The sequence below is a fragment of the Kitasatospora sp. NPDC094015 genome, from assembly GCF_040304075.1.
GTDB lineage: Bacteria > Actinomycetota > Actinomycetes > Streptomycetales > Streptomycetaceae > Kitasatospora.
Genome location: NZ_JBEOUL010000010.1, coordinates 173,984 through 195,150 on the forward strand (window position 1 = coordinate 173,984; position 21,167 = coordinate 195,150).

A 21,167-nucleotide genomic window follows, 5' to 3' on the forward strand; every position below is an offset into this window, starting at 1 on the left:
GGCTCAGGGCGCCGTGACCGCCCTGGCACCGGCCTCGCGGACCACGGCCGAGAGCGTGGCGAGGTCGTAGGCGCCGTGGTGGCGGCGGCCGTTGACGAAGAAGGTCGGTGTCCCGGCGACGCCGCTGAGGTCGGCGGACTCGATGTCCTCGGCGACCCGGGCGGCGGCCCGCTGCGCCCGCAGGTCGCGGCGGAAACGCTCCACGTCCAGGCCGAACTCCTCGGCGTAGTGCACCAGGTCCTCGGCGCGCAGCGCCTTCTGGCGCTCCAGCAGCAGGTCGTGCATCTCCCAGTAGACCCCCTGGACGCCCGCCGCCTCGGCCGCCTGGGCCGCGAGCTGGGCGTGCGGGTGGACGTCGTGCAGCGGCAGGTGGCGCCAGACGTACCGGATGTCGGCGAAGCCCGCGAGCAGCTGGCGGACCACGGGCTCGGCCTGGCCGCAGTACGGGCACTCGAAGTCGCCGTACTCCACCAGGGTGACCGGGGCCTCGAGCGGGCCGCGGATGTGGTCGCGTTCGGTGTCCACGGGGGTGAGCAGGTCGACCAGGCCCTCGCCGGTCCCGAGCAGGGCCCGGATCCGGGTGCGTTTGGGCAGCGCGCCGATCACCCGGGTGACGATCCAGGTCACCGCCGCGGAGCAGACCACCGCGCTGAGGATGCCGACCTTGGCCTCGGTCAGCCGGGTGCCGTCGAAGGCGAGCGTGGCGATCAGCAGCGAGACGGTGAAGCCGACCCCCGCGATGGTGCCGCCGGCCGTGATCGAGCCCCAGCCGACCGGCGGGCGCAGCCGGCCGCGGCTGAGCGCGGTGGTGAGCAGCGCGGTGCCGAGGATGCCGATCGGCTTGCCGAGGGTGTAGCCGAGCAGGATGCCGAGGGTGACCGGCGAGCCGAACGCGTTCGCGAGCTGGCTGCCGCTGAGCGTGATCCCCGCGTTGGCGAGCGCGAACAGCGGCACGATGACGTAGCTGCTCCACGGGTGGTACATCCGTTGGAGCCGTTCGTTGGGCGAGAGCGTGGAGGCGATGCCGGCCCGCAGGGTGCGCTCCAGCTCGGGGGTGGGCTGCTCGCGGAAGCGCCGGAACATCCCGCTGGCCCGTTCCAGGTCGGTCCGGGCCGCGGGGCGGGCGTACGTCAGCAGGCCCATCGCCAGGCCGGTGACGACCGGGTCGACGCCGGACTCCAGCATCGCCACCCAGACCGCCGCGGCCAGCAGCGCGTAGATGCCGCCGCGGCGCATGTCGATCCGGCGCAGGACGACGATCACCGCGAAGATGCCGACCGCGACGGCCAGCGCCGGGAGCGAGATGTGCCCGCTGTAGAAGACCGCGATCACGCCGAGCGCCACGAAGTCGTCGACCACGGCCACGGTGAGCACGAAGATCCGCAGGCCGTCCGGCAGCCGCCGGCCGAACAGCGCCAGCAGGCCCAGCGCGAAGGCGGTGTCGGTGGACATCGCGGCGCCCCAGCCGTGCGTGGTGCCTTCGCCGGCCGCGATCGCCAGGTAGATCAGCACCGGGACGAGCATCCCGCTCAGCCCGCACAGCAGCGGCAGGGTGAAGCGCCGGCGCTCCCGGAGCTCGCCGAGGTCGAACTCGCGCCTGGCCTCCAGGCCGACCACGAAGAAGAAGATCGTCATCAGCCCGCTGTTGACCCACTCCCGCAGGTCCATCGAGATCCCGGCGGAGCCGATCCCGACGGACATCTCGGTGTGCCAGAACTCCTGGTAGGACCCGGCGGCCGCGTTCGCCCAGACGAGGGCGGCCAGGGTGGCGGCCAGCAGGACGGCGGCGCTGCCGGTCTCGGTGCGCAGGAAGTCCCGCAGCGGGGTGGAGTGGGTCCGGCGGTCGCAGACGGTGTGGCCGGTGTACCGCGGGGCGTCGGGCAATGAGGTCACAGGGGCATTCTCCAGCGGCCGGGGGCGGGCCGCGCGCGCCCGTGCCGGGTGTCGCCGGACGGGGGCCGCTCAGTAGCGCTCGTCGTCCGGCTCGCGGACCACGTGCACGGCGGCCTCCTCGGCCGAGGCGGCGGCGCCGTCGATGCCGACGTCCGAGGCGAGCAGGCCCCTGGGCCGCCCGTCCGGCGCGACCAGCCGGCCGGCGCGCCGGTCGCCGACCTCGTCGTCGAGCAGTTCGCCGTCCGTGTCGGAGGCGTCGCCGAGGCCGTCCGTCTCGCCGTCCCGGTCCTGCAGGTTCGGGTCCGGCCACTCCTCCGAGAGCCGCTGCTCCAGCGTCTCACCCTCGGCGCCCTCGCGGGCGGTGGTCCCGGTCCGGTTGACGGCCAGCGGCCGTTCGGGCGGTGACCAGCCCTCGTCGTACGGGTCCGCGCCCCGGTCCAGCAGGGTGTCCTCGGTGTCCAGGACACCGGCATCATCGACGATCTCGCTACCGTCGGGCTGGTAGACGACATCTCCCATGGCCTCGTCGGCTTCTCCCGCCACTGGGTGCTCCTTCCGTCCAGCCCTCGGTGCCCGCCCGTCCAGCGTCCCGCAGCCCGCTGCTCACGGCACGCCGAGCCGCCAAGAGGCCCGAGGACAGGGCCTTACGAATGAAGCCTGGGCCCGGGGTGTCGCACGGGCGGCCGACTTGGGTAGCGGTGACCCGGACGACCCTCCGGAGGCCCGTATGAGTTCCATGCCCGAGCCGAACCCGCTGCTGCGCGACCTGGTCAGGACCAAATCGGTCGAGCAGTCGATCGCCGACACCACCGAGCCCGAACACACGCTGCGCCGATCGCTGTCCGCCCTGGACCTGACCGTGTTCGGGGTCGGTGTCATCATCGGCACCGGCATCTTCGTGCTGACCGGCACCGCGGCCAAGAACCACGCCGGCCCCGCGGTCGCGCTCTCCTTCGCCGCCGCCGGCGTGGTCTGCGCGCTGGCGGCGCTCTGCTACGCCGAGCTCGCCTCCACCGTGCCGGTGGCCGGCTCGGCGTACATCTTCGCATACTCCACCATCGGCGAACTGCCCGCCTGGATCATCGGCTGGGACCTGGTGCTGGAGCTGGCGCTGGGCGCGGCGGTGGTCGCGGTCGGCTGGTCCGGCTACGTGCAGTCGCTGCTGGACAGCGCCGGGGTCAGCCTGCCGCACGCGCTCACCGGCGCGGACACCGGTGGCTGGAGCTTCAACCTGCTGGCCACCCTGCTGGTGCTGGTGCTGACCGGGGTGATCGTGGCCGGGATGCACCTGTCGGCGGAGATCACCCGGGTGATCGTGGCCATCAAGGTCACGGTCGTGCTGATCGTGATCGTGGCCGGCCTGTTCTTCGTGAAGTCCGACAACTACTCACCGTTCATCCCGCCGGCGGTGACGGTGGAGGGCAAGTCCGGCGGGCAGTCGCCGCTGATCCAGGCCATGTTCGGCTACACGCCGACGGACTTCGGGGTGATGGGCATCTTCACCGCCGCGGCGGTGGTCTTCTTCGCCTTCATCGGCTTCGACGTGGTGGCGACCGCCGCCGAGGAGACCCGCAACCCGCAGCGCGACGTGCCGCGCGGCATCCTGGGCTCGCTGCTCATCTGCACGCTGCTCTACATGGCCGTGTCGGTGGTGGTCACCGGCATGCAGAAGTACACCGAGCTCTCCAGCGACGCCCCGCTCTCGGACGCCTTCAAGGCGGTCGGGCAGGACGCCTTCGCCGACATCATCAACGTCGGCGCGGTGGCCGGTCTGACCTCGGTGACCATGATCCTGCTGCTCGGCCAGAGCCGGGTGTTCTTCGCGATGAGCCGCGACGGCCTGCTGCCGCGGACCTTCTCGGCCGTGCATCCGCGGTTCAAGACGCCCTCGAAGGCGATCCTGATGCTGGGCCTGGTGGTGGCGGTGCTGGCCGGTCTGATCCCGCTGGAGGAGCTCTCCGAGCTGGTGAACATCGGGACCCTGTTCGCCTTCATCGTGGTCTCGATCGGCGTGGTGATCCTCCGCCGCACCCGGCCCGACCTGCCGCGCTCGTTCCGCTGCCCGTGGGTGCCGGTGGTGCCGATCCTGTCCGTGCTGGCGAGCCTGTGGCTGATGATCAACCTGCCGGTGGAGACCTGGTGGCGGTTCCTGATCTGGATGGTCATCGGCATGGTGGTGTACTTCCTGTACGGCCGTGGCCACAGCCGGGTCGGCCGGGCCGAGCGGGCCGGGCGGGCCCCGCGCGGCCAGGCCTGACGGAGGCCGGCCGGTCACCCGCGGGGCGCCGCGGGTGACCGGCCGGTCCCGTCACAGCCGGTGCTGCTCCAGCAGGAGCCCGGCCCGGTCCAGCTCGCCGTACGGCGGTGCCTGGTGCGCCGCGGCGGCGGCCGACCCACCACCGGCGGTGGGTCCGACGCCCGCCCAGCGGAGCAGGTCCGCGGTGGCCGCGGCAGCCTCGGCGGGCACCAGCGCGGCGATCTTCGCCCCGTGGTTGGCACCGGGCGCGGTGTAGACGTGGGAGTCGCTGCTCCCGCGGCCGAGGCCGAACCGCTCGGCGCCCCACGGGTCGTTCTGCCCGTAGACGAAGAGGATCCGCTCGGCGTGGTGGCGCACCCAGCCGTCGATGTCCCGCATCGCCCCGCGGTCGAACCGCATCGGGATCGAGCGCGGCACGTAGGTGCGGGGCGCGTAGAGCTCCTTGGTGTCGTAGTGCAGCAGCCCCTTGAGGTGCGGGACCGCGAACAGCGGGGAGCCGAGCTGGGTGCCCGCCTGGTAGTAGTACGCGGTGTAGGCGGCGAGCGACCGGTCGCTGTTGGCGTCCACCCCCGAGTGGGTGTCCAGCCAGGCGTACAGCTGGTCGTCGGTGGCCCCGGCGCCGGGCACGTCGGCGCAGTCCGCCTCGGTGCTGTACTGCCAGAACGCCCAGACCACGTCCAGGACCCCGAGCTCGTACCCGCGGTCGGCGCTGCCCACCGTCCGGAAGGTGTTGCCGCGCGCGGCGTTGTCGGCCGCGTAGCGCGGCTCCAGGGTGCCGCGCCGGACCAGCAGCTCGCGCTGGGCGGCGTTCAGCGCGTCCCGGCACTGCGCGGTGCCGACCTGCCGGAAGAACGCCGTGTAGGCGGAGTCCTCGCGGTCGTCCACGTCGTCGGGCGCCACGTACGCGACCGTGCCGGCCACGTCGTCCGGGTAGAACCGGCGATGGTAGACCGAGGACATGCCGCCCTTGCTGGCCCCGGTGGAGATCCAGGCCTGGCCGTAGACCCGCTTGAGCGCCGTGATGATCCGGTGGGTGTCGGCGGCGGCCTGCTCGATGCCGGCCTTGGACCAGTCGGCGGGCTCGGGTCGGGACGGGGTGAAGAACCGGTACTCGATGGAGACCTGGTTCCCGTCGATCAGCCGGGTCGGCTCGGTGCGCGAGGGCGTGGTGCCCAGCGTGTAGCCGTTGGTGTACAGGACGGTCGGGCGGTCCTCGCCGCGGTGCAGGACGCTCAGGCGCTGCTGGAAGGTGCCCAGCCAGGGCCGGTCGTGGTCGACCGGCTGGGTGTAGGTCAGCAGGAAGTAGCGGTACCCGGGGGCGGGCTTCTCCTCGGTGACGGTCATCCCGGGGACGGCCGCGAGGCGGTCCCGGATGTCGCCCGCGGGCGCCTCGCCGGCCGTCGCCGGGACGGCCAGGCCGAGGGCGAGCAGCGGCAGCAGCAGGACGGCGACCAGCAGCCGCCCGAACGCGGGTCTTCTGAGCGCGAGCCCCGCGGGCGTCGGGCCGCTGGGGGTGGGCCTTCTGAGGGTCGGTCGGGCGGGCCTTTGTCTGGCGAGCAGGGTACGCATCAACGCTCCGGGGAGTCGGCGGTGCTGGGCCGGACCTCGGCGGATCCCGAGGTGAGGGGCCGAGGCCACTCCAAACCTGTCGCGTACATGACGCAATGTCAAGGGGCACCTACTGTCAGCCACCCCTTACGGTGGCAGACATGAGTGTTCGTCAGCGCTCCTCCCGGCCGACCCGCCCGACCGACTACCTCGCCGCCGCCGGCACCTTCGCCGTCTGTATGGCCGGCACCACGCTGCCCACCCCGCTCTACGGCCTCTACCAGGACGAACTCGGCTTCTCCGAGCTGACCGTGACGATCGTCTTCGCGGTCTACGCCTTCGGGGTGATCGGCGTGCTGCTGGTCGCCGGGAAGGTCTCCGACACCGTCGGCCGCCGGCCGGTGCTGCTCTGCGGGCTCGGGCTCGCCGCGCTCAGCGCCCTGTGCTTCCTGTTCGAGGGCGGCCTCCCGCTGCTCTACCTCGGGCGCCTGCTGTCCGGGCTGTCCGCGGGCCTGTTCACCGGCGCCGCCACCGCCTACGTGATGGAACTCGCCCTGCCCGGCCGGGAGTCCCGCGCCGCCTTCGCCGCCACCGCGGCCAACATGGGCGGCCTCGGCTGCGGCCCGCTGCTGGCCGGGCTGCTCGCGCAGTACGCGCCCTGGCCGCTGCGCACGGTCTTCGTGGTGCACCTGGTGCTGGTCGCGGCCTCGGTCGCGGTGATCCTGCGGCTGCCGGAGACCGTCCGCGCACCCGAACCGCTGAGCGCCGTCCGGCCGACCCGGCCCAGCCTGCCGCCGGAGGTCCGCAAGGTGTTCGTCCCCGCCGGGCTGGCCTCGTTCGTCGGCTTCTCCCTGTTCGGGGTGTTCACCTCGGTCTCCCCCGCCTTCCTCGCCCAGGGCCTGGACATCCACAACCACGCGGTGGTCGGCCTGATCGTCTTCTCCGCCTTCTTCGCCTCCACCCTCGGCCAGTTGCTCGCGGGCCGGCTCGGGGTGGCCGTCGCGCTGCCGGCCGGCTGCCTGACCCTGATCGGCGGGCTCGCCCTGCTGGCCGGCTCGCTCAGCTGGGACCTGCTGGCGCTGCTGGTGCTGTGCGCGCTGGTCGGCGGGTTCGGCCAGGGGCTGGCGTTCCGCGGATCGGTGTCGGCGGTGGCGGGCGCCGCGCCGGCCGCGAACCGCGCCGGAGCGATCTCGGCGCTCTTCGTGGTCGCCTACTCGGGCATCTCCGTCCCGGTGATCGGGATCGGTGCGCTGACCGAACCGCTCGGCCTCGAGGACGCGGGCCTGGTGTTCATCTGCTGCATGGTGCTGCTGGCCGCCGCCGCGACCGCCTACCTGCTGCACAGCCCGGCGGGGCGGCCGGCGCAGCCCTGACCGCCCCGGCCGTCCGGGGCGGGCGGCGGTCCAGGGTGGTCAGCCGTGCGAGGTGTCGATCACGCAGAACCGGTTCCCCTCCGGGTCTCCGGAGAGGCGGTCTTAGGGGTTCTACGGCAGAGCCGAGAGAGCCCCGCCCGGATCGGTCCCGGACGGGGCGAGGGGGTTCTACTCGGGGCAGGTGGGCGAGCACGCCCACACGGTGTGCCCGGGGCCGATAATGGCTTCCTGGTGGCCGATCGGGACCGGGGTGGGGGCCGGGCCACCGCACCTGGCGCAAGGACCGGAGCGAGCCGGGGCCACGTCTCGCCGAGAGCGTTCGCGTGGTCGTCCCGGTGGAACGGGTCACGGGTGCACGGGGCTCCGTCATGCTGCCCGGGGCGCGGAGAGCCGCACGTGGGCTTCTGAGTGGCCGCGAGGGTCATCACGCCACCGCCCCGGCGAGGCTGTGCGCCCCGTCATAGGTGTAGCCCGGATCGGGCTGCTCATCGGCGACCGCCCGCAGGGCCTCGCGGCGCTCGTACTGGCGCTGCTTCTCGTCCAGCTCGGCCCGCCATGCGACGTGGTCGACGTAGGGGCGGACCAGGGGCCAAGACTCCAGGCCTTCGGAAGCGGTTTCCGGTTCGCTTTGGGGAACGGGTTCGGTGGTGGCCGCCAGGGCGGTGGGCTCCGCCTCAACCGGGACGGCGCGATGTTGACCGCGAGCCGGCAGAGCCAGGGTGACGCATGTCGGCAGCTCCCTAATAGCTGCGCGGACGAATGGCCCCGGTGACTGGTCGCACAGTCCCGGGGCTTCTTTGGTTGGTGGTGCGGATTCCGACCGTAGCCGACTCCTATAGGTACGTCTAGATACGTTCATGATCGTAGCGAAACGCGCGAGGTCGTTTGGGTCGCCCTACGCTTTTGGGTATGGACGTAACCCCGATCGACCCGGACGCCGAGGCGCACCCGTATCAGCAGATTGCGGCGGACATCATCCGGGCCATTCAGTCCGGGGAACTGCGAGTCGGGGCCCGAGTGCCATCCGAGAGCACGTTGATCCAGGCATACGGCGTTGCCCGGAACACGGCCCGCCATGCGGTCGAGCACCTGCGCTCCGAAGGGTGGGTCCGGACCGTTCCGCAGCGCGGCACGTTCGTTGCGGACCGCACCGGCCAGACCACCGGAGGCCAGCAGGCCCCGCCCACCGGACTTGACCAGTAGGGCGGAGTCGAGTGGGTGCGGGTCAGGCTCGGACGAGTTCGGCGGCGCGCTGCCCCAGGTCTGAGGCGCCGGGGATTCCGCGACGGGCCCAACTCGCCATTGTGGTACGGACTTTGTAAAGGTCCTTCTTGTGCCGGTCCGAGACGACTCCGTCCATGAAATCCAGCGACTGGCCCCAGATCCCCACAGCTTCGTCGTGGCGCCGCTGGGCAGCGACGGACCGGGCCAGATTCCCGAGCGTCAGGGCGTGAATGCGCCGGAACGCCTCGGGGTCACGGCCGGCGAGGGCGGCTCGATGGTGGCGCTCGGCCGCCTGATGGTCGTTCAGCTCGGCCAGCGTCTTGGCGGTGTGGGAGGCGACGGTTGCCGCCACCGGCCCGGTAGCCGCCGTGAAAGACGCGGGCGGTGTCGCGGTGTCGAGCATGGCGTCCTCGGCTGCGAGAAGCGCCGCCGCAGCCTCCTGCCCGCTCCCCACGGCTCCGTACGCCCTGGCGCTCGTGATCAGCAACAGGGCCTCGGTCTGCGGGTCCACCTTCCCGCGCGCTCGCCGTAGGGACTCCTCCGCCAGTTCGACGCAGAACTCCGGCTGCTTGAGGTTGAGAGCCTGATGGGCGAGAGCGCGCATCATCCAGGCCCCGTGTCCTGTCGGATCGCTCTCGCACGCGAGTTGGTAGCCGAGGAGGTAGTACCGCTGTGCGGCGCCCTCTCGGCCCAGGTCGTGGTACTTCCATGCGGCGAGGTACGACAGTTCGGCCGCCACGCCGTAGGCATCCCGGCGAATCGCCTCGGAGGGGTACACGGCCTGGAGCATCGGCACCACCGTGTCGGTCAGGTAGGTGATCACCGCGCTCAGTCCGTGCCCACCACCAAGACGCTCGTCAGCGGCGGTGAACACGCCGGTGATGTGCCGGACGGTGGCCACCTCGCCGACGCCCACCCGGCCGCCGGTCCTTCCCGCTCGCAAGGTGGCGGCGACCGCTTGGTGATCGTAGGTCAGCGGCAGTGCTACGGCAGCGGTGGCGAACGCACTGGCGAGGAAGTCACGGCGGGACTGCATCACGGCTCTCCCGAGGTCGGCGGCGGTGGCCAGCGGGTCGGCACTCATAACCTCCCCGATCGCTTCCGACCCTAATCCGATCTCCGCCACGGTCACCTTGCGACGCATCCTCCGGGTGAGTGCCTCGGCAAGGTACAACGGGGTGCGCCCGGTGGGGGCTCCGCCGGCCACCCAGTGAGCGACGGCCGAGGGTGCCGTTGCCAGGTGCTCCCCGGCCTCGGAAGCAACCGCGCGCACTGTCGTCGCCAGCGCCTGGTAGGTGCATCCGGCCTCCGCGATGGCACGGGCCAGCGCCTCGTTCGGTGCCTTGGTGTCCGTCAACTGTTGCCCCCAGTTCCGATCTTGAACGGGTTGAACGGGATCGGTGTGCTCCCACCGTACCGGCGGAGCGTAACTGACTGTTCACTGATTGCACCGACAGGCCGGGGGCTCCCGCCCGGCTGACGCGGCAAGGGCAACACCTGGCCGCAACCCACGCGGAGCACCCGCCAGCGGTCCACAGACTCCTCCCCGGCTCGGGGAGGAGTACCAATCCGCAGCAGTACCCATGGAGGGAGCACAACCATGTCCGACAGCACCCAGGTCAGCAACCTGACGCGGCGCCTGGACCACTCGGTGCCGGACGGCGACTTCGTGCCGGTGGGCGTCGAGTCCCTGACGCGGCGGCTGGACCACTCGGTCCCGGACGGCGACTTCACGCCCGTGGCCACCGAGGTCTGACAGCAATTCCCAACCGATGCCGTGTAGTTGACGGCATGGCGGGTCGGCCCGGATGACCACCTGGGCCGGCCCGCCGCACGGCACCGCCTCACAGCCCCAAGCAAGGAGAGTCCGCAGTGAACACCACCATCGCCACCAGCGTCCCGGCAGGCTCGTTCTTCGACCTCAGCCGGAAGGACCCGGAACTTCTCCGCCTGCGTGAGGAGGGCGCCGAGAGCGCCCTGCCGTTCGCCTTGATGGAACGCCTCATCAAGTCCGGCACCCCCTACGCGCAGCACGCCCGTACCCTGCGCAGCGAGCACGTGACCGTGGCCGGTGTGTCCGTCGACTGGTTCGACGCCGCGCTTCCCGGCGAGATCGCCAACGAGATCAATCTGACGAACTACGAGATCGCCGAGCACACCGACGACCGCCGCGAGGCACTCTCCGAGGCGTTGGACCGGCTGTCGTTGGTCCACCCCGAGGGATTCGCCCGCGTGCGCGAATTCGTCCGTGGCCTGCTGTGGGTCGGGCTCAGGCCCGGTGTCCGCGATTCTTCGCTGACCAGTTCCAGTGACCCGGCGCTCCCGTACGTCGTGGTGTTCTCCGACAAGGCCCGGCACCACATCCCCCCGAACACGGTCAGCCCGGAGCCGTCTCCCCGCTTCCTGGCAGAGAACCTGCTGCACGAGGGAACGCACCAGTCGATCAGCTTCCACATCCTTCAGCACCAGGTCTTCGCCGATGGGTACTCGTCCAAGGAGTCCCCGAAGATCGAGATCAGGTGGCGAGCGGGGCAGGGCATCGCGCGCAACCAGTACTGGGAGGTGGACCGGGCCTTCCACGCGGCTTGTGTCTACAACCAGTTGTTGAGGTTCCGCCGTACCGAGCTGGACCGCGACGACCTGACCGCCAACGAGCGCGCGTGCTTCCAGGCCGCTTATGACGAGGGCCTGCCCGCCGTCCGCTATCTCATGCGCGAACTCGAACTCCTGAGCGAGAACTTCACCCCGCACGGGGTGGAGCTGCTGGCCGACCTGCGCCAGCAGACCGACCGCCTGTAGTACCACTCTGAGCAGAACCGAACGAGGAGGGTCCGGTGCTCCAGCACCTCATCACACAAGACGCCGGCCTGCGGATGATCCCGACCGACCGGGGCAAATTGACCACGGCGGTCGGCCAACTCCAGGACGATCTAAGGGCTTTGCCCAAGGGGACCGACCCCGCCCGCACCCGGACCCTGTCCAGGTGGATCGGCGTCGGACAGATGTGCTTGGGCCACCACCAGGAGGCCCTTACGTTCCTGCGGCAGTCGCTCGACTTGGCCGCAGCGAGCGGCAACACCCGAGCGATCGTCGCCACCAGCCTCAACCTCGGCGACGCCCATCGCTACGCCGGTGACATGCGGGCAGCGGACGTGCTCTACCGCAGCGCCCTGGGGGCCGCGCGGAGCCACCACCCGGAACTGGTGGACTTCGCGCTCCAGCACACCGGTAAGTACCTGATGGAGCGCGGTGACCTCGCGGGTGCAGAGGCTCACCTCCGGGAAGCGCTGCGGCTGCGGATCGCCAAGGGCGACACCGAGCTGATCGAGTCCACACAGGCAGCACTCTCGCGGGTGGAACTGCTGATCGCCTGCGCCACCGCGCCGGGAGCGGACGACCCTGCGTCTCGCCAGTGGAACGGCCAGTGGACCTCGTGGCTCCAATCCCACACCACGGCCCGCAGCCCGGACCGATGGGCAGAGGACTTCCCCGCCATCCGGGGCGCCGTCCGTGGGCTGACCGCGCATCAGCGAGTCCACCCGCGACACCTGCGCGACCAGCCGTTCCCGGCTGAGCTGATCACCGCGATGGCACAGGAGGCCGAGGAGGCCCTGACTGCCAACGGCTACCTTCACAACGGCAAGTGGAACGCAGCCGTGGGCGATGCTGCGAACCGGTTCGCCGGCCAAGTCGATCTCGCCGCAGTCGTCACGGAGTCCACCGGTCTGGAAGTTGAGCAGCCGCGCAACGGCATCTACATCGCCTATCTGGAGGCGGGGCAGTTCCTCGACTTCCACGTGGACGAGTTCGGGTTCGGCGAGGCCAACCTGATCCTGTGTCTCAATCACGAGCGTTCCGCTGCGGCTCCGACCGTGAGCACCACCGTTTTCATCGGCGCCGACGGCTACCGTGCGTGCGATCTCACAGCGGGCGAATGCGTCGTGTTCGATGGGGCGATCACACCGCACGGCAGGACGCCCCTCGGCGCCGGAGAACGCGTGACCTTGATCAGCTTCGGCTTCCGTGCGCGTGATGTGGCCAAGCGTTCGGCCGCTCACCTCCCGGCGGCTCCGCGCTGAGTACGGGAGGCTCTTCGCAAATGCAGAAAGCCCCGCCCTGTTCCCATGAGGGAGAACAGGGCGGGGCCTTTGTGGTTCTCTTGCTCTGTGACGCTCCGCGCAAACGGCTCTACCTGCGGCGAGAGTCTTTCCCCTCCCTGCCGGTGGACCCTCGGGTGTTCCTGCACCGGTGAGGTGCTGCGGCCGAGCGCCAGCCCAGGGCCGTGGCCGTCGGCCGGCGCCAGCACCGTCCAGTCCTGCGCCGGGCCGCCGGCGTCCCGCGGCACGTACCCGAGGGCCGCGCCCCAGAAGGCGGCGGCCCGGGGGACGTCCTCGGCGCCGAGCACGATCGTTCCGATCTTCAGCATGGGCCGATTCTGCCGCACGGCAGGGCGGTCCGGGGGTGCGCCGGGCGGCCCGGCGCACCCCCGCGGCCGGTCAGAAACGCACCACCCGCACGGCGTCGCAGCCGAGGAAGCGGAAGGTGCGGCCGCTGGCGCGGTCGGTGTACTCGCCCTTCACGCAGGCCTCGGTGTCGCCCGGCCGGAGGCCGGACCGCTCGGTGTCGAAGTGCAGGACCAGGTCGAGATCACCGTCCTTGACCGCCTGGGCCGGGTGCTCGGTACGTTCCACCACGTCCATCGGGTGTCCCTGGGCGTGCGGCTCGGTGCTGCCGCCCGTCCCGTCGTGCACCACCGCGCGGGCGCCGAAGCGGGCGGTCGGTGGCAGGACGGTGGTCGCGTCGAAGGCGATCGGCAGGCCGTACTCGCCGGCGCGGGTGGTGAGCACCGCGAGCGTGACCTCGCTGTGCGGCACGAGCACCAGGCTCGGGGCGACCGTCGGCGGTTCGATGTTGATCATGACGGGGACGACGCAGTCCAGGGTGAACTCCACCGGCCGGTGGTTGTTCGGCTCGACCGGGTCGGTGTCGTCGGGCCGGGCCGGGGTGACCGAGGCGGTGAACCGATAGGTGTGCGAACCCGGTTCGGCGCAGCCCACGGTGACCGTGGTGTCGACCGTCCTCGGGGCCCCGACCGCGAGGGCGGGGACGGCCTGCTCGGCGGTGGCCGGGACGACCGTGGCGCCCGGGTCCGGCGCCGCCGCGGTGACCAGCCGGGCGTCCATCGGGGAGGACGGCCCGCTGTTGGCGACCGTGCTGCGCAGGGTGACGTCGACCGTCCGGCCGATCACCAACTGGGTCGGCGGCGCCTGCGCGGTGAGGTCGGTGACCGCCAGGTCGGCGACGGCGACCACCCGGGTGTCGGTGGTGGCGGTGTCGTCGGCCGGCTGCGGGTCCGGGCCGGCCAGGTTGTCCACCACCGCCCGGTCGGTCAGGGTGAGCGGGCCGCCCGCGTCGTGCACCAGGCCGGCCGGCACGTGCGCGGTGATGGTGACCGTCCGTGCCGCACCGGGCCCCAGGTCACCGAGACCGCAGGTGACGGTCGAGCCGGAGGCGTGGCAGGCCGGGTCGGCGCCGACGAAGGCGAGCAGCGCCGGCAGGGTGTCGGTCAGCGTGGTGGCGGCCGAGGGGTTCGGCCCCTTGTTGGTGACCACTGCCGTGTACGTGATGTCGGTGCCCGCCGCGACCGGGTCGGGGCCGTCGGTCAGCGTGACCCCGAGATCGGCGGTGTTGACCTCGTCGGACAGGGCGATCATCTCGGCGGTGGTCGGGCTCGGCGTGGTCTCCGTGCCGATCCCTCCGCCGCCGGAGTCGCCGAACTGCCGGAACGGCAGCGAGACCGCGCGCCAGTCGTCGAACCCGTGCAAGGTCTCGTTGCTGGTGGCGTTGGCACAGCCGACCGGGCCGCCGCCGGCTCCCCTGGTGTCGATGTTCGCGGTGAACGCCGCCCCCTCGTACGGCGGGTCGGCGTCACCGTTCCAGTTGGCCGGGGCCGCGAGGCTCTGGGTGACCTTCGCTCCGAGGCTGTTGACGTAGGTGAAGCGGTTGGCCTGGTCGGAGGCGTCCAGCACGGTCGGCTCGGTCAGGCCGTTCTCGACCAGGTCGGCGAGCGGGGCGTGCCCGCGGCTCGTCCCGTCGACCTTGATCCGGGGCGGCGAGTAGTCGAGGACGGTGCCGCCGCCCACCCGCGGGATTCCGGACTGGTGGTCGTAGTTCATGCCGCTGACGTAGTTGGGCTTGCAGTTGGTCGGGTCGGATCCACCGTGCTGGAGGTTCAGGGTGTGGCCGAACTCGTGGAAGATCGTGCCGGCGTCCTGGTTGAAGACGACGAAGTCGTTGCCGCCGATCTCGCCCCAGCCGCCGGAGATCAGCTTGGGGTGGCAGGTCGGGGCGGCCGGCTGGGCGGCCAGGATGCCGTAGCGGAAGATCCAGCGCCGGTTCTGGTTGAAGTGCTGCGCCTTGGCGTTGTAGAAGTTCACGTCGAGCGTGCACGCCATCACGGGCAGGTTGAAGATGTCGCCGCCGCCCAGGTCGTCGCCCACCAGACAGTCCGGGTCGCGGTCGTCGGCGAGGCCGTCGCCGTCGTTGTCCAGGTTGTCCCCGCAGTTCGACGGGCCCGGATTCTCGACGCTCGCATCGAGGTAGTTGGTCAGCCGTCCGATGCAGGACGGGTCGTTGCCGTCGATCAGGCCGTCCGGTGGGACGGCGTTGTCCTTGCCGTCCGAGCAACTGCCCGTCGGCGCGCCCTCGCTCGCCGTCGGGTCCACCCGTCGGCCGGTGTCGACGTGCAGGTTGATCCCCGGAACGCCGTCGGGGTTGAGCGGTGCGGCCACCCCGCCGCGCTCGCCCGCCGACGCCCCGGCGCCGGGCGGCGCGGCCGCGAAGGCCTTCTTCATCGCCTGGATGCCCTCGCGCGTCAAGGTACGGCCGCGCTCGGCGTCGAGTTCGAGGAACAGGTCCTTGTGGTCCGGATCGGCACCCATCGCCGACAGGTCGACGTCGATCGTGCCATCGCCGTTGTCGTCGTACCCGTTGCGCTCCCAGCCGTCGAGCAGGCCGTCGCCGTCCGCGTCGCCGCCGGCCGAGATGGTGCTGACGTCCCAGCACACGCGGACCGCGGGTTCGTCGCCGCCGTCACCGCTCGAGCAGGACTGCGGCCAGTTCACGTTGTCCGTCGGCGCGGCGGCCGGGTCGCGCCACTTGCCGTCGAGGTACGAGACGGTGAAGTCGAGGTTGTTGTCGCCGTGGTGCGGGGTGTCGTCGCCGAGGTCGTCACCGCCGGGGGCGTCGTCCTCGTCCCAGATCTGGATGGTGACCGGCACGTTCTCCACCGTGCTCGGCAGCTCGGTGGAGACCACCCAGAACGGGTCGATACCGGAATTGTTGTCGATCGTGGGGGTGCGGTGCTCCACGCCATTGATGAAGACCTTGGCGAAGAAGTCGGGGTGCCCCTCGAAGACCCCCTCCAGGCCCTCCTCGTCGCAGGGGTCGACGCATTCGACGTGGGTGATGGTGACGGAGAACGGCCGGGTGCCGGCGGCGCGTGCCATGGCCGGCGCGAGCGCCAGCAGGAGCACGACGACCACCATGGCCGCCGCGCTCCGCAGCCGCTTCGCGGTTCGCTGCATAGGAGTCCCTCTCGTCGCGGATCGCGTCCGGGGAGAATCGGTGGGAAATCGGTCGCACGGAATTCCCGCGCGGGTACGGCACGGCTATACGCATGTCGTTCGACAGCGAACAGCCCTGCGAAGGGGTGTCCGCAGGACGGCCGCGACGAACAGTGTGGCAAAGGAATGACGGCCGGCGGCAGATATTCACTCCGACGAGGTGTCGAGCTGAATATGCGGGACCAGCATCTTTTCGGACCACCGGATGGGTCGGCCGCCGATTCCGGATTTCCACCGGAAGAGGACCTTCGCCCTCTGCCGGTCGGCCGCCGCGCGGCGCACGCTGGAAGGGGTGCCGGGGGGCCGCCGCGGTGATGTTCCCGCGGGCGCCGCACCACACCCGACCGAGGAAGCGCGCCACCACGCGCGGATGGGACCCGAGCCAGTGACCGCCATGACACCGCAGCGCCCGCACCGGCTCTCCCCGCGGGCGGCGCTGTGGACCTGCCTCGGGCTCGCCACCCTGCTGGTGGCCGGGACCAGTCTCGGCGCCGCCGGGATGCGCGGGCAGAGCACCGCGGCCGTCGGGCAGCTCACCGGCGCCCTCGAGCCGGCCGACGACGCCCTGCAGGAGCTGGTCATCGCCGTGCACGCGCAGGACTCGGCCCGGCGCGGCGCCCTGCTCACCGCGCAGAGCACCTTCACCGAGCAGTGGGACCAGCAGGTGCGCGCCGCCGCCGGACCACTGGCGGAACTGGGCCGCGCCGCGCAGCACGTACCGGCGCTCGGCGGCCCGCTCGCCGAGCTGGACCAGCAGTACGCGCGGTGGCTGGCCGCGGCCGACCCGGCCGCGGCCCCGAACGGACCGACCGGCGCGGCCGGCCAGGGCTCGGGGGCCGTCCTGGCGGCCTCCGCCGAGGCCGGACCGGGCCAGGTCGTCACCGCTGCCGAGGCCTTCGGCGACCGCCTGGACCAGCGGCACGACGCCGCCCAGCAGGCGGCCACCCATGCGCGCGAATCGATGTTCCTGCTGCTCGGGGTGTGCGCGGCCGTCCTGCTCGCGCTGCTGGTCGCCCTGACGGTGCTGGTCCTGCGGCGGGTCGTCGCACCGCTGTCCGAGCTGGAAGGGGGCCTGCGGCGGGCCGCCGGCGGCGTGCTGGAGCCGGGCACGGCGCCGCCGGACCGGGGCTGGCTGTCCGGGGCCTCGGAGGAGGCCGAGCGGATCCGGCTGCAGCTCAAGGAGTACCGGTGGGCCTCCCGGCGGGACCGGGAGGCGCTGCAGCGCGACGGCTCCACCTCACTCGGGCTGCTGCGCATCCTGACCGGTCTGGAGCGGCCCGGGCCCGGGGTGCACGCCCACGGCGACCTGGTGGCGGCCGAGGGCGTGGTGGCGGGCGACTTCTTCGACACCCTGGCGCTGGCCGACGGCACCACCGCGCTGCTCCAGGGGGACGTGTCGGGCCACGGCGTGGAAGCGGGCCTGGTCGCCGCGCAGGTCAAGTCCGCGGCGGTCGCCGCGCTCCGACTCGGGCACGGCGCCGAGGCGGCCACGCACGCGGCCTGGTCCGCGCTGTCCCAGGAGGAGGAGCGGTTCGCCACCCTGGCGATCGTGCTGGTCGACCCGGCGGCGGGGACGCTGAGCTGGCTGAACGCCGGGCACGAGGCACCGTTCCTGCGGCGCGCGGACGGCACCGTCGAACGGCTCGCCACCACCGGCCCGCTGGTCAGCTCGCTGACCAGCGGCACGGAGCGCCCGTGGGTGGTGCACCGGACCGCCTTCGAGCCGGGCGACCTGGTGCTGCTGGCCACCGACGGCCTCACCGAGGCCCGGAACCCGAGCGCCGAGGAGTTCGGCGGCGACGCGGTGGCGGACCTGCTCCGGGACCTGCCCGCCGCCGACCCGCGGGCCGCGGTGCGCACGCTGTACCTCGCGGCCGAGCAGCACGGGACGGACTGGGGCCGCGACGACATGACGATCCTGGCCGCCACGCTGACCCCCACGCCGGCCGCGCCGTGACCGGTCGCCCGCCGGGGCGGGTGGGAATGGCGCGCTGTCCGGGATGGTTGTCATGCCCATCAGGGGGTCGACCGACGGAAGGCGGGACTGCCATGAAGGTCCGCAAGTCGCTGCGCTCGCTCAAGGGCAAGCCGGGCGCCCAGGTGGTGCGCCGGCACGGCAAGGTGTACGTGATCAACCGCAAGGATCCGCGGTTCAAGGCCCGTCAGGGCTAGAGCGCGGCACGGGTACGGCCCGGCACTCCCGCTGATGCGGGGGTGCCGGGCCGCGGTGCTGCGGTCGGTCGCGGTGCTGCGGTCGGCCGGGGTGGGCCGGTGGCGGCCCGGGTCGGCCGGTGGCGCCGTAGTCAGCCGGTGGCGGCCTTCGTGACGAACTCCGTGGTGTAGGTCTTCGCCAGGTCGATGGTGCCCTCCTTGCCCTGGACGTCCGGGTGGAAGGCGCCGAGCACGGCCAGCACCGTCTTCGGCCCCTCCGCCGGCATCACTCCGTCGGTGGTGAACATCGGCAGCGTGGCCTTGATCGCCGCCGCGTACTCCTCGGCGCCGCCCTGTGCGTAGTCGGCCGGCATCTGGGCGGCGATCTCCGCGGGCGAGTGGCTCGCCATCCACTTGAGGGTCTTCACGAAGGCGTTGGCCAGCTTCTGGGTGGTGTCCTTGTTCTTCTCCACCCAGTCGGTGTTCATGTACAGCGAGGACGACGGGTAGAGCCCGCCGAGCGCGCTGCGGGAGCCCTCGGGGGTGCGCATGTCGTAGAGCACCGCACCGATCTGCCGGGACAGGATGGTCGCCACCGTCGGGTCGGTGGTCATCCCGGCGTCGATCGAGCCCTGCTCCATGGCCGCGATGAAGGTCTGGCCCGCGCCGACCGCGATCGGGCTGAACTCGCCGACCCGGACGCCGTTCTTGACCGCGAGGTACTTCGTCAGGAAGTCGGTGGAGGACCCGACGCTGGTCACCCCGAGCTTCTTGCCCTTGAAGTCGGCGCCGCTGCGGATCGCGGCGGCCCGCCCGGCCGCCACCACCTCGACCTCGCCGGGGGCCTGCGAGAACTGCACCACCGACTCGACGATCTTGCCCTTGGCCTGGAGGTCGATGGTGTGGTCGTAGAAACCGACCGCGCCCTGGACGTCCCCGGCGAGCAGCGCGGTGGTGGCGTTGACACCGGCCGGCTCGCTCAGCAGCTCGACGTTGACCCCGGCCTCGGCGAAGAAGCCCAGCCGCTGGGTGAGCATCGCCGGCAGGTAGATCACCTTGTCCAGACCGCCGACCATGATCTTGACCTTGGGGCCGTCGACCGTCTTCCCGGCCGGCGCGGCGCCGCCGTGCGCGGTCGAGGAGGCGTCGTCGGCGCAGCCGGCGAGGGGCAGGAGCAGCACGGCGGCGACGGCGGCTGCGAGGGTTCTGCGCATGGGTGGGCCTTTCCGGGGGTGGGGGTGGTCAGCGGCCGTCGCCGGCGTCGGCCGGCTTCCAGCGGAAGAGCCGCTTCTCGGCGAGGGTCAGCAGCCCCTCGGTGAGCAGGGCGACCACCGCGAGGATGGTCATCGCGGCGTACACGCCGGCCGCGTTGAAGGTGCCCTGGGCGGCCGCGACCAGCAGGCCGAGGCCCTTGGTGGCGCCGATGTACTCGCCGACGATGGCGCCGATCAGGGCGAAGCCGAAGCTGACGTGCAGGCTGGTGAAGATCCAGGTGGTGGCGGCGGGGATGACCACCTGGAGGGTGACCTTGCGGTTGTCCGCGCCCAGGATCCGGGCGTTGGCGACCAGGTTGCGGTCCACCTCGCGGGCGCCCTGGAAGGCGTTGAAGAAGACCGGGAAGAAGACCAGGACGACCGCCGAGGCCACCTTGGAGGCCGGTCCGAGCCCGAACCAGATCAGGAAGATCGGGGCGAGCACGATCCGCGGGATGGCGTTCAGCACCTTGATGTACGGGCCGAACACGTCCGCCAGGAACCGGATCCGGCCGAGCGCGATCCCGAGCAGCACGCCCGCGGTCACCCCGATCACCCAGCCGGTGAGCGCCTCGTAGAGGGTGTAGCCGATCTGCTCGCCGAGCGAGCCCTGCGCGGTGCCGTGCGTGGTCCACTGCCAGATCTGGTCCCAGATCCGGGACGGCTGCGAGAAGTTGAACGGGTCGATCACCTCGGTGCGGGCGCCCAGCTCCCACAGGCCGAGGAAGGCGGCGAGCACGGCCGCGCGGGCCCCGTACACGCCGAACTTCCGGTTGCGGGCGGCCCGTTCGCGGGCCTCGGTCCTGCTGCTGGTGGCGGCGGCGGGCGCGGCCACGGCGGTGTCAAGCGGCACGACCCGCTCCTCTCTCCCGGGTGATCCGGACCTCTTCGCCGAGCGAGCCCCAGATCTCCCGGTAGAGCTCGACGAACCGGGGCTCCAGGCGGATCGCCTCGACGGTGCGCGGGCGCGGCAGGTCGACGGTGAAGACCTCCTTCACGGTGGCGGGGCCCGCGGTCATCACCACCACCCGGTCGGCCAGCGCGATCGCCTCGTCCAGGTCGTGGGTGACGAAGACGACGGAGGAGCCGGTGCCGGCCCACAGCTCCAGCAGCTGGTCCGACATCAGGGCCCTGGTCTGCACGTCGAGCGCCGAGAAGGGCTCGTCCATCAGCAGGATCCGCGGGTCGTTGACGAAGGTCTGGGCGAGCGCCACGCGCTTGCGCATCCCGCCGGAGAGCTGGTGCGGGTAGCGGTCCTCGAACCCCTCCAGGCCCACCCGGGCCAGCCAGTCCCGGGCCCGCTCCCGGGCCTCGGCGGCCGGCACGCCGCGGAACCGGGGGCCGGCCGTCACGTTGGACAGCACGCTGCGCCAGGGGAAGACCGCGTCCTGCTGGAAGACGAACCCGACCTGCCCGTTGATCCCGTCGACCGGTGCGCCGTGCACCCGGACCTCGCCCTCGGTGGGCTCCTCCAGGCCGCTGACCAGGGTCAGCGTGGTCGACTTGCCGCAGCCGGTCGGGCCGACCACCGCGACGAACTCCCCTTGGGCCACGGTCAGATCGAGATCCCGGACGGCGGTGTGCAGGGCTCCCGAGGGAGTCCTGAACCGCTTGGTCGCACCGGTCAGTTCGATCGCCGGGGCCGTCGTACCAGGCCCGCTCATGTGCACCACCCACTCCTGCCCTCCCGGCGCCGTCGCCGGGGTCCGTGCTGTGCTCCGGAGGTTAGGAGCGGGGGCGGGCGGCGCGGCAGCCTTGTCGGCGTACTGCGGGTTGCGCGCGTTGAGGCCTGTTCTGCTCGTTTTGCTTCCGCTACAACAGCGGGGACGGTGACAGAAACACG

General features: G+C 71.8%; 18 protein-coding genes. 8 read left to right on the forward strand and 10 right to left on the reverse strand.

All coding sequences use genetic code 11. The features are described from left to right. Positions 1-3: 3 nt before the first annotated feature. Both nhaA and ABT014_RS15705 read right to left on the reverse strand, forming a co-directional pair. Positions 4-1,893, reverse strand: a complete 1,890-nt coding sequence (nhaA, locus tag ABT014_RS15700; protein ID WP_502894979.1) for a Na+/H+ antiporter NhaA — start codon at positions 1,891-1,893, stop codon at positions 4-6. Between the two features lie 69 nt (positions 1,894-1,962). Further along, a complete protein-coding gene (locus ABT014_RS15705; RefSeq protein ID WP_350639345.1) occupies positions 1,963-2,412 on the reverse strand; it encodes a DUF5709 domain-containing protein in 450 nt (149 codons plus the stop codon). Between the two features lie 208 nt (positions 2,413-2,620). Between ABT014_RS15705 and ABT014_RS15710 the strand changes: the two genes are divergently transcribed. Further along, on the forward strand, positions 2,621-4,150 hold the full coding sequence (locus ABT014_RS15710) for an amino acid permease (protein WP_350639290.1): 1,530 nt from the start codon (positions 2,621-2,623) through the stop codon (positions 4,148-4,150). A 51-nt stretch (positions 4,151-4,201) separates the two neighbouring features. On the opposite strand, the gene ABT014_RS15715 is transcribed toward ABT014_RS15710, so the two are convergent. Beyond that, complete coding sequence (locus ABT014_RS15715) at positions 4,202-5,719, reverse strand: S28 family serine protease (protein WP_350639291.1); 1,518 nt, start codon at positions 5,717-5,719, stop codon at positions 4,202-4,204. 140 nt (positions 5,720-5,859) lie between these two features. On the opposite strand from ABT014_RS15715, the gene ABT014_RS15720 reads away from it, so the two are divergent. Continuing rightward, the gene (locus ABT014_RS15720; RefSeq protein ID WP_350639292.1) at positions 5,860-7,071 is read left to right on the forward strand and encodes an MFS transporter; all 1,212 of its coding nucleotides are present in this window, start codon (positions 5,860-5,862) and stop codon (positions 7,069-7,071) included. A gap of 424 nt (positions 7,072-7,495) precedes the next feature. Here the strand turns inward: ABT014_RS15720 and ABT014_RS15725 are convergent, their stop codons facing one another. Beyond that, a complete protein-coding gene (locus ABT014_RS15725) occupies positions 7,496-7,930 on the reverse strand; it encodes a hypothetical protein (RefSeq protein WP_350639293.1) in 435 nt (144 codons plus the stop codon). Positions 7,931-7,980: 50 nt separating this feature from the next. Here ABT014_RS15725 and ABT014_RS15730 point away from each other — a divergent pair, with 50 nt between their 5' ends. Next, on the forward strand, positions 7,981-8,274 hold the full coding sequence (locus ABT014_RS15730) for a winged helix-turn-helix domain-containing protein (RefSeq protein ID WP_350639294.1): 294 nt from the start codon (positions 7,981-7,983) through the stop codon (positions 8,272-8,274). A gap of 22 nt (positions 8,275-8,296) precedes the next feature. On the opposite strand, the gene ABT014_RS15735 is transcribed toward ABT014_RS15730, so the two are convergent. After that, on the reverse strand, positions 8,297-9,652 hold the full coding sequence (locus ABT014_RS15735; RefSeq protein ID WP_350639295.1) for an NsdA family TPR-like regulatory protein: 1,356 nt from the start codon (positions 9,650-9,652) through the stop codon (positions 8,297-8,299). A 243-nt stretch (positions 9,653-9,895) separates the two neighbouring features. Here ABT014_RS15735 and ABT014_RS15740 point away from each other — a divergent pair, with 243 nt between their 5' ends. From ABT014_RS15740 to ABT014_RS15750, 3 genes are all read left to right on the forward strand, one after another. Next, positions 9,896-10,051, forward strand: coding sequence for a hypothetical protein (locus ABT014_RS15740; RefSeq protein ID WP_350639296.1), 156 nt, complete (start codon positions 9,896-9,898; stop codon positions 10,049-10,051). Between the two features lie 116 nt (positions 10,052-10,167). Next, on the forward strand, positions 10,168-11,094 hold the full coding sequence (locus tag ABT014_RS15745) for a hypothetical protein (RefSeq protein WP_350639297.1): 927 nt from the start codon (positions 10,168-10,170) through the stop codon (positions 11,092-11,094). A 35-nt stretch (positions 11,095-11,129) separates the two neighbouring features. After that, positions 11,130-12,374, forward strand: a complete 1,245-nt coding sequence (locus ABT014_RS15750; protein WP_350639298.1) for a tetratricopeptide repeat protein — start codon at positions 11,130-11,132, stop codon at positions 12,372-12,374. Here the strand turns inward: ABT014_RS15750 and ABT014_RS15755 are convergent. Then, on the reverse strand, positions 12,350-12,721 hold the full coding sequence (locus ABT014_RS15755; RefSeq protein WP_350639299.1) for a VOC family protein: 372 nt from the start codon (positions 12,719-12,721) through the stop codon (positions 12,350-12,352). The two genes, ABT014_RS15750 and ABT014_RS15755, sit on opposite strands and share 25 nt — an antisense overlap. A 70-nt stretch (positions 12,722-12,791) precedes the next feature. Further along, the gene (locus ABT014_RS15760; protein WP_350639300.1) at positions 12,792-15,881 is read right to left on the reverse strand and encodes a hypothetical protein; all 3,090 of its coding nucleotides are present in this window, start codon (positions 15,879-15,881) and stop codon (positions 12,792-12,794) included. A 433-nt stretch (positions 15,882-16,314) separates the two neighbouring features. Between ABT014_RS15760 and ABT014_RS15765 the strand changes: the two genes are divergently transcribed. Both ABT014_RS15765 and ykgO read left to right on the forward strand, forming a co-directional pair. Then, a complete protein-coding gene (locus tag ABT014_RS15765) occupies positions 16,315-17,877 on the forward strand; it encodes a PP2C family protein-serine/threonine phosphatase (RefSeq protein WP_350639301.1) in 1,563 nt (520 codons plus the stop codon). Positions 17,878-17,969: 92 nt separating this feature from the next. Next, positions 17,970-18,092, forward strand: coding sequence for a type B 50S ribosomal protein L36 (gene ykgO / locus ABT014_RS15770; RefSeq protein WP_350639302.1), 123 nt, complete (start codon positions 17,970-17,972; stop codon positions 18,090-18,092). A 131-nt stretch (positions 18,093-18,223) separates the two neighbouring features. Here ykgO and ABT014_RS15775 read toward each other — a convergent pair whose 3' ends face one another. From ABT014_RS15775 to ABT014_RS15785, 3 genes are read right to left on the reverse strand one after another with little or no spacing between them, the layout of a single operon-like run. Continuing rightward, positions 18,224-19,285, reverse strand: coding sequence for an ABC transporter substrate-binding protein (locus tag ABT014_RS15775; protein WP_350639303.1), 1,062 nt, complete (start codon positions 19,283-19,285; stop codon positions 18,224-18,226). Between the two features lie 28 nt (positions 19,286-19,313). After that, positions 19,314-20,177, reverse strand: a complete 864-nt coding sequence (locus ABT014_RS15780; RefSeq protein WP_350639304.1) for an ABC transporter permease — start codon at positions 20,175-20,177, stop codon at positions 19,314-19,316. Next, a complete protein-coding gene (locus ABT014_RS15785) occupies positions 20,167-20,988 on the reverse strand; it encodes an ABC transporter ATP-binding protein (RefSeq protein ID WP_350639305.1) in 822 nt (273 codons plus the stop codon). The genes ABT014_RS15780 and ABT014_RS15785 overlap by 11 nt, the downstream gene beginning before the upstream one ends. Positions 20,989-21,167 lie beyond the last annotated feature (179 nt).

Coding starts and splice junctions, on each gene's coding strand:
- ABT014_RS15755 (WP_350639299.1), bottom strand. CDS start 12,721: ATGCTGAAGATCGGAACGATCGTGCTCGGCGCCGAGGACGTCCCCCGG.
- ABT014_RS15760 (WP_350639300.1), bottom strand. CDS start 15,881: ATGCAGCGAACCGCGAAGCGGCTGCGGAGCGCGGCGGCCATGGTGGTC.
- ABT014_RS15785 (WP_350639305.1), bottom strand. CDS start 20,988: ATGAGCGGGCCTGGTACGACGGCCCCGGCGATCGAACTGACCGGTGCG.
- ABT014_RS15775 (WP_350639303.1), bottom strand. CDS start 19,285: ATGCGCAGAACCCTCGCAGCCGCCGTCGCCGCCGTGCTGCTCCTGCCC.
- ABT014_RS15725 (WP_350639293.1), bottom strand. CDS start 7,930: ATGAACGTATCTAGACGTACCTATAGGAGTCGGCTACGGTCGGAATCC.
- ABT014_RS15730 (WP_350639294.1), top strand. CDS start 7,981: ATGGACGTAACCCCGATCGACCCGGACGCCGAGGCGCACCCGTATCAG.
- ABT014_RS15715 (WP_350639291.1), bottom strand. CDS start 5,719: ATGCGTACCCTGCTCGCCAGACAAAGGCCCGCCCGACCGACCCTCAGA.
- ABT014_RS15710 (WP_350639290.1), top strand. CDS start 2,621: ATGAGTTCCATGCCCGAGCCGAACCCGCTGCTGCGCGACCTGGTCAGG.
- ABT014_RS15705 (WP_350639345.1), bottom strand. CDS start 2,412: ATGGGAGATGTCGTCTACCAGCCCGACGGTAGCGAGATCGTCGATGAT.
- ykgO (WP_350639302.1), top strand. CDS start 17,970: ATGAAGGTCCGCAAGTCGCTGCGCTCGCTCAAGGGCAAGCCGGGCGCC.
- ABT014_RS15765 (WP_350639301.1), top strand. CDS start 16,315: ATGACACCGCAGCGCCCGCACCGGCTCTCCCCGCGGGCGGCGCTGTGG.
- ABT014_RS15720 (WP_350639292.1), top strand. CDS start 5,860: ATGAGTGTTCGTCAGCGCTCCTCCCGGCCGACCCGCCCGACCGACTAC.
- ABT014_RS15740 (WP_350639296.1), top strand. CDS start 9,896: ATGTCCGACAGCACCCAGGTCAGCAACCTGACGCGGCGCCTGGACCAC.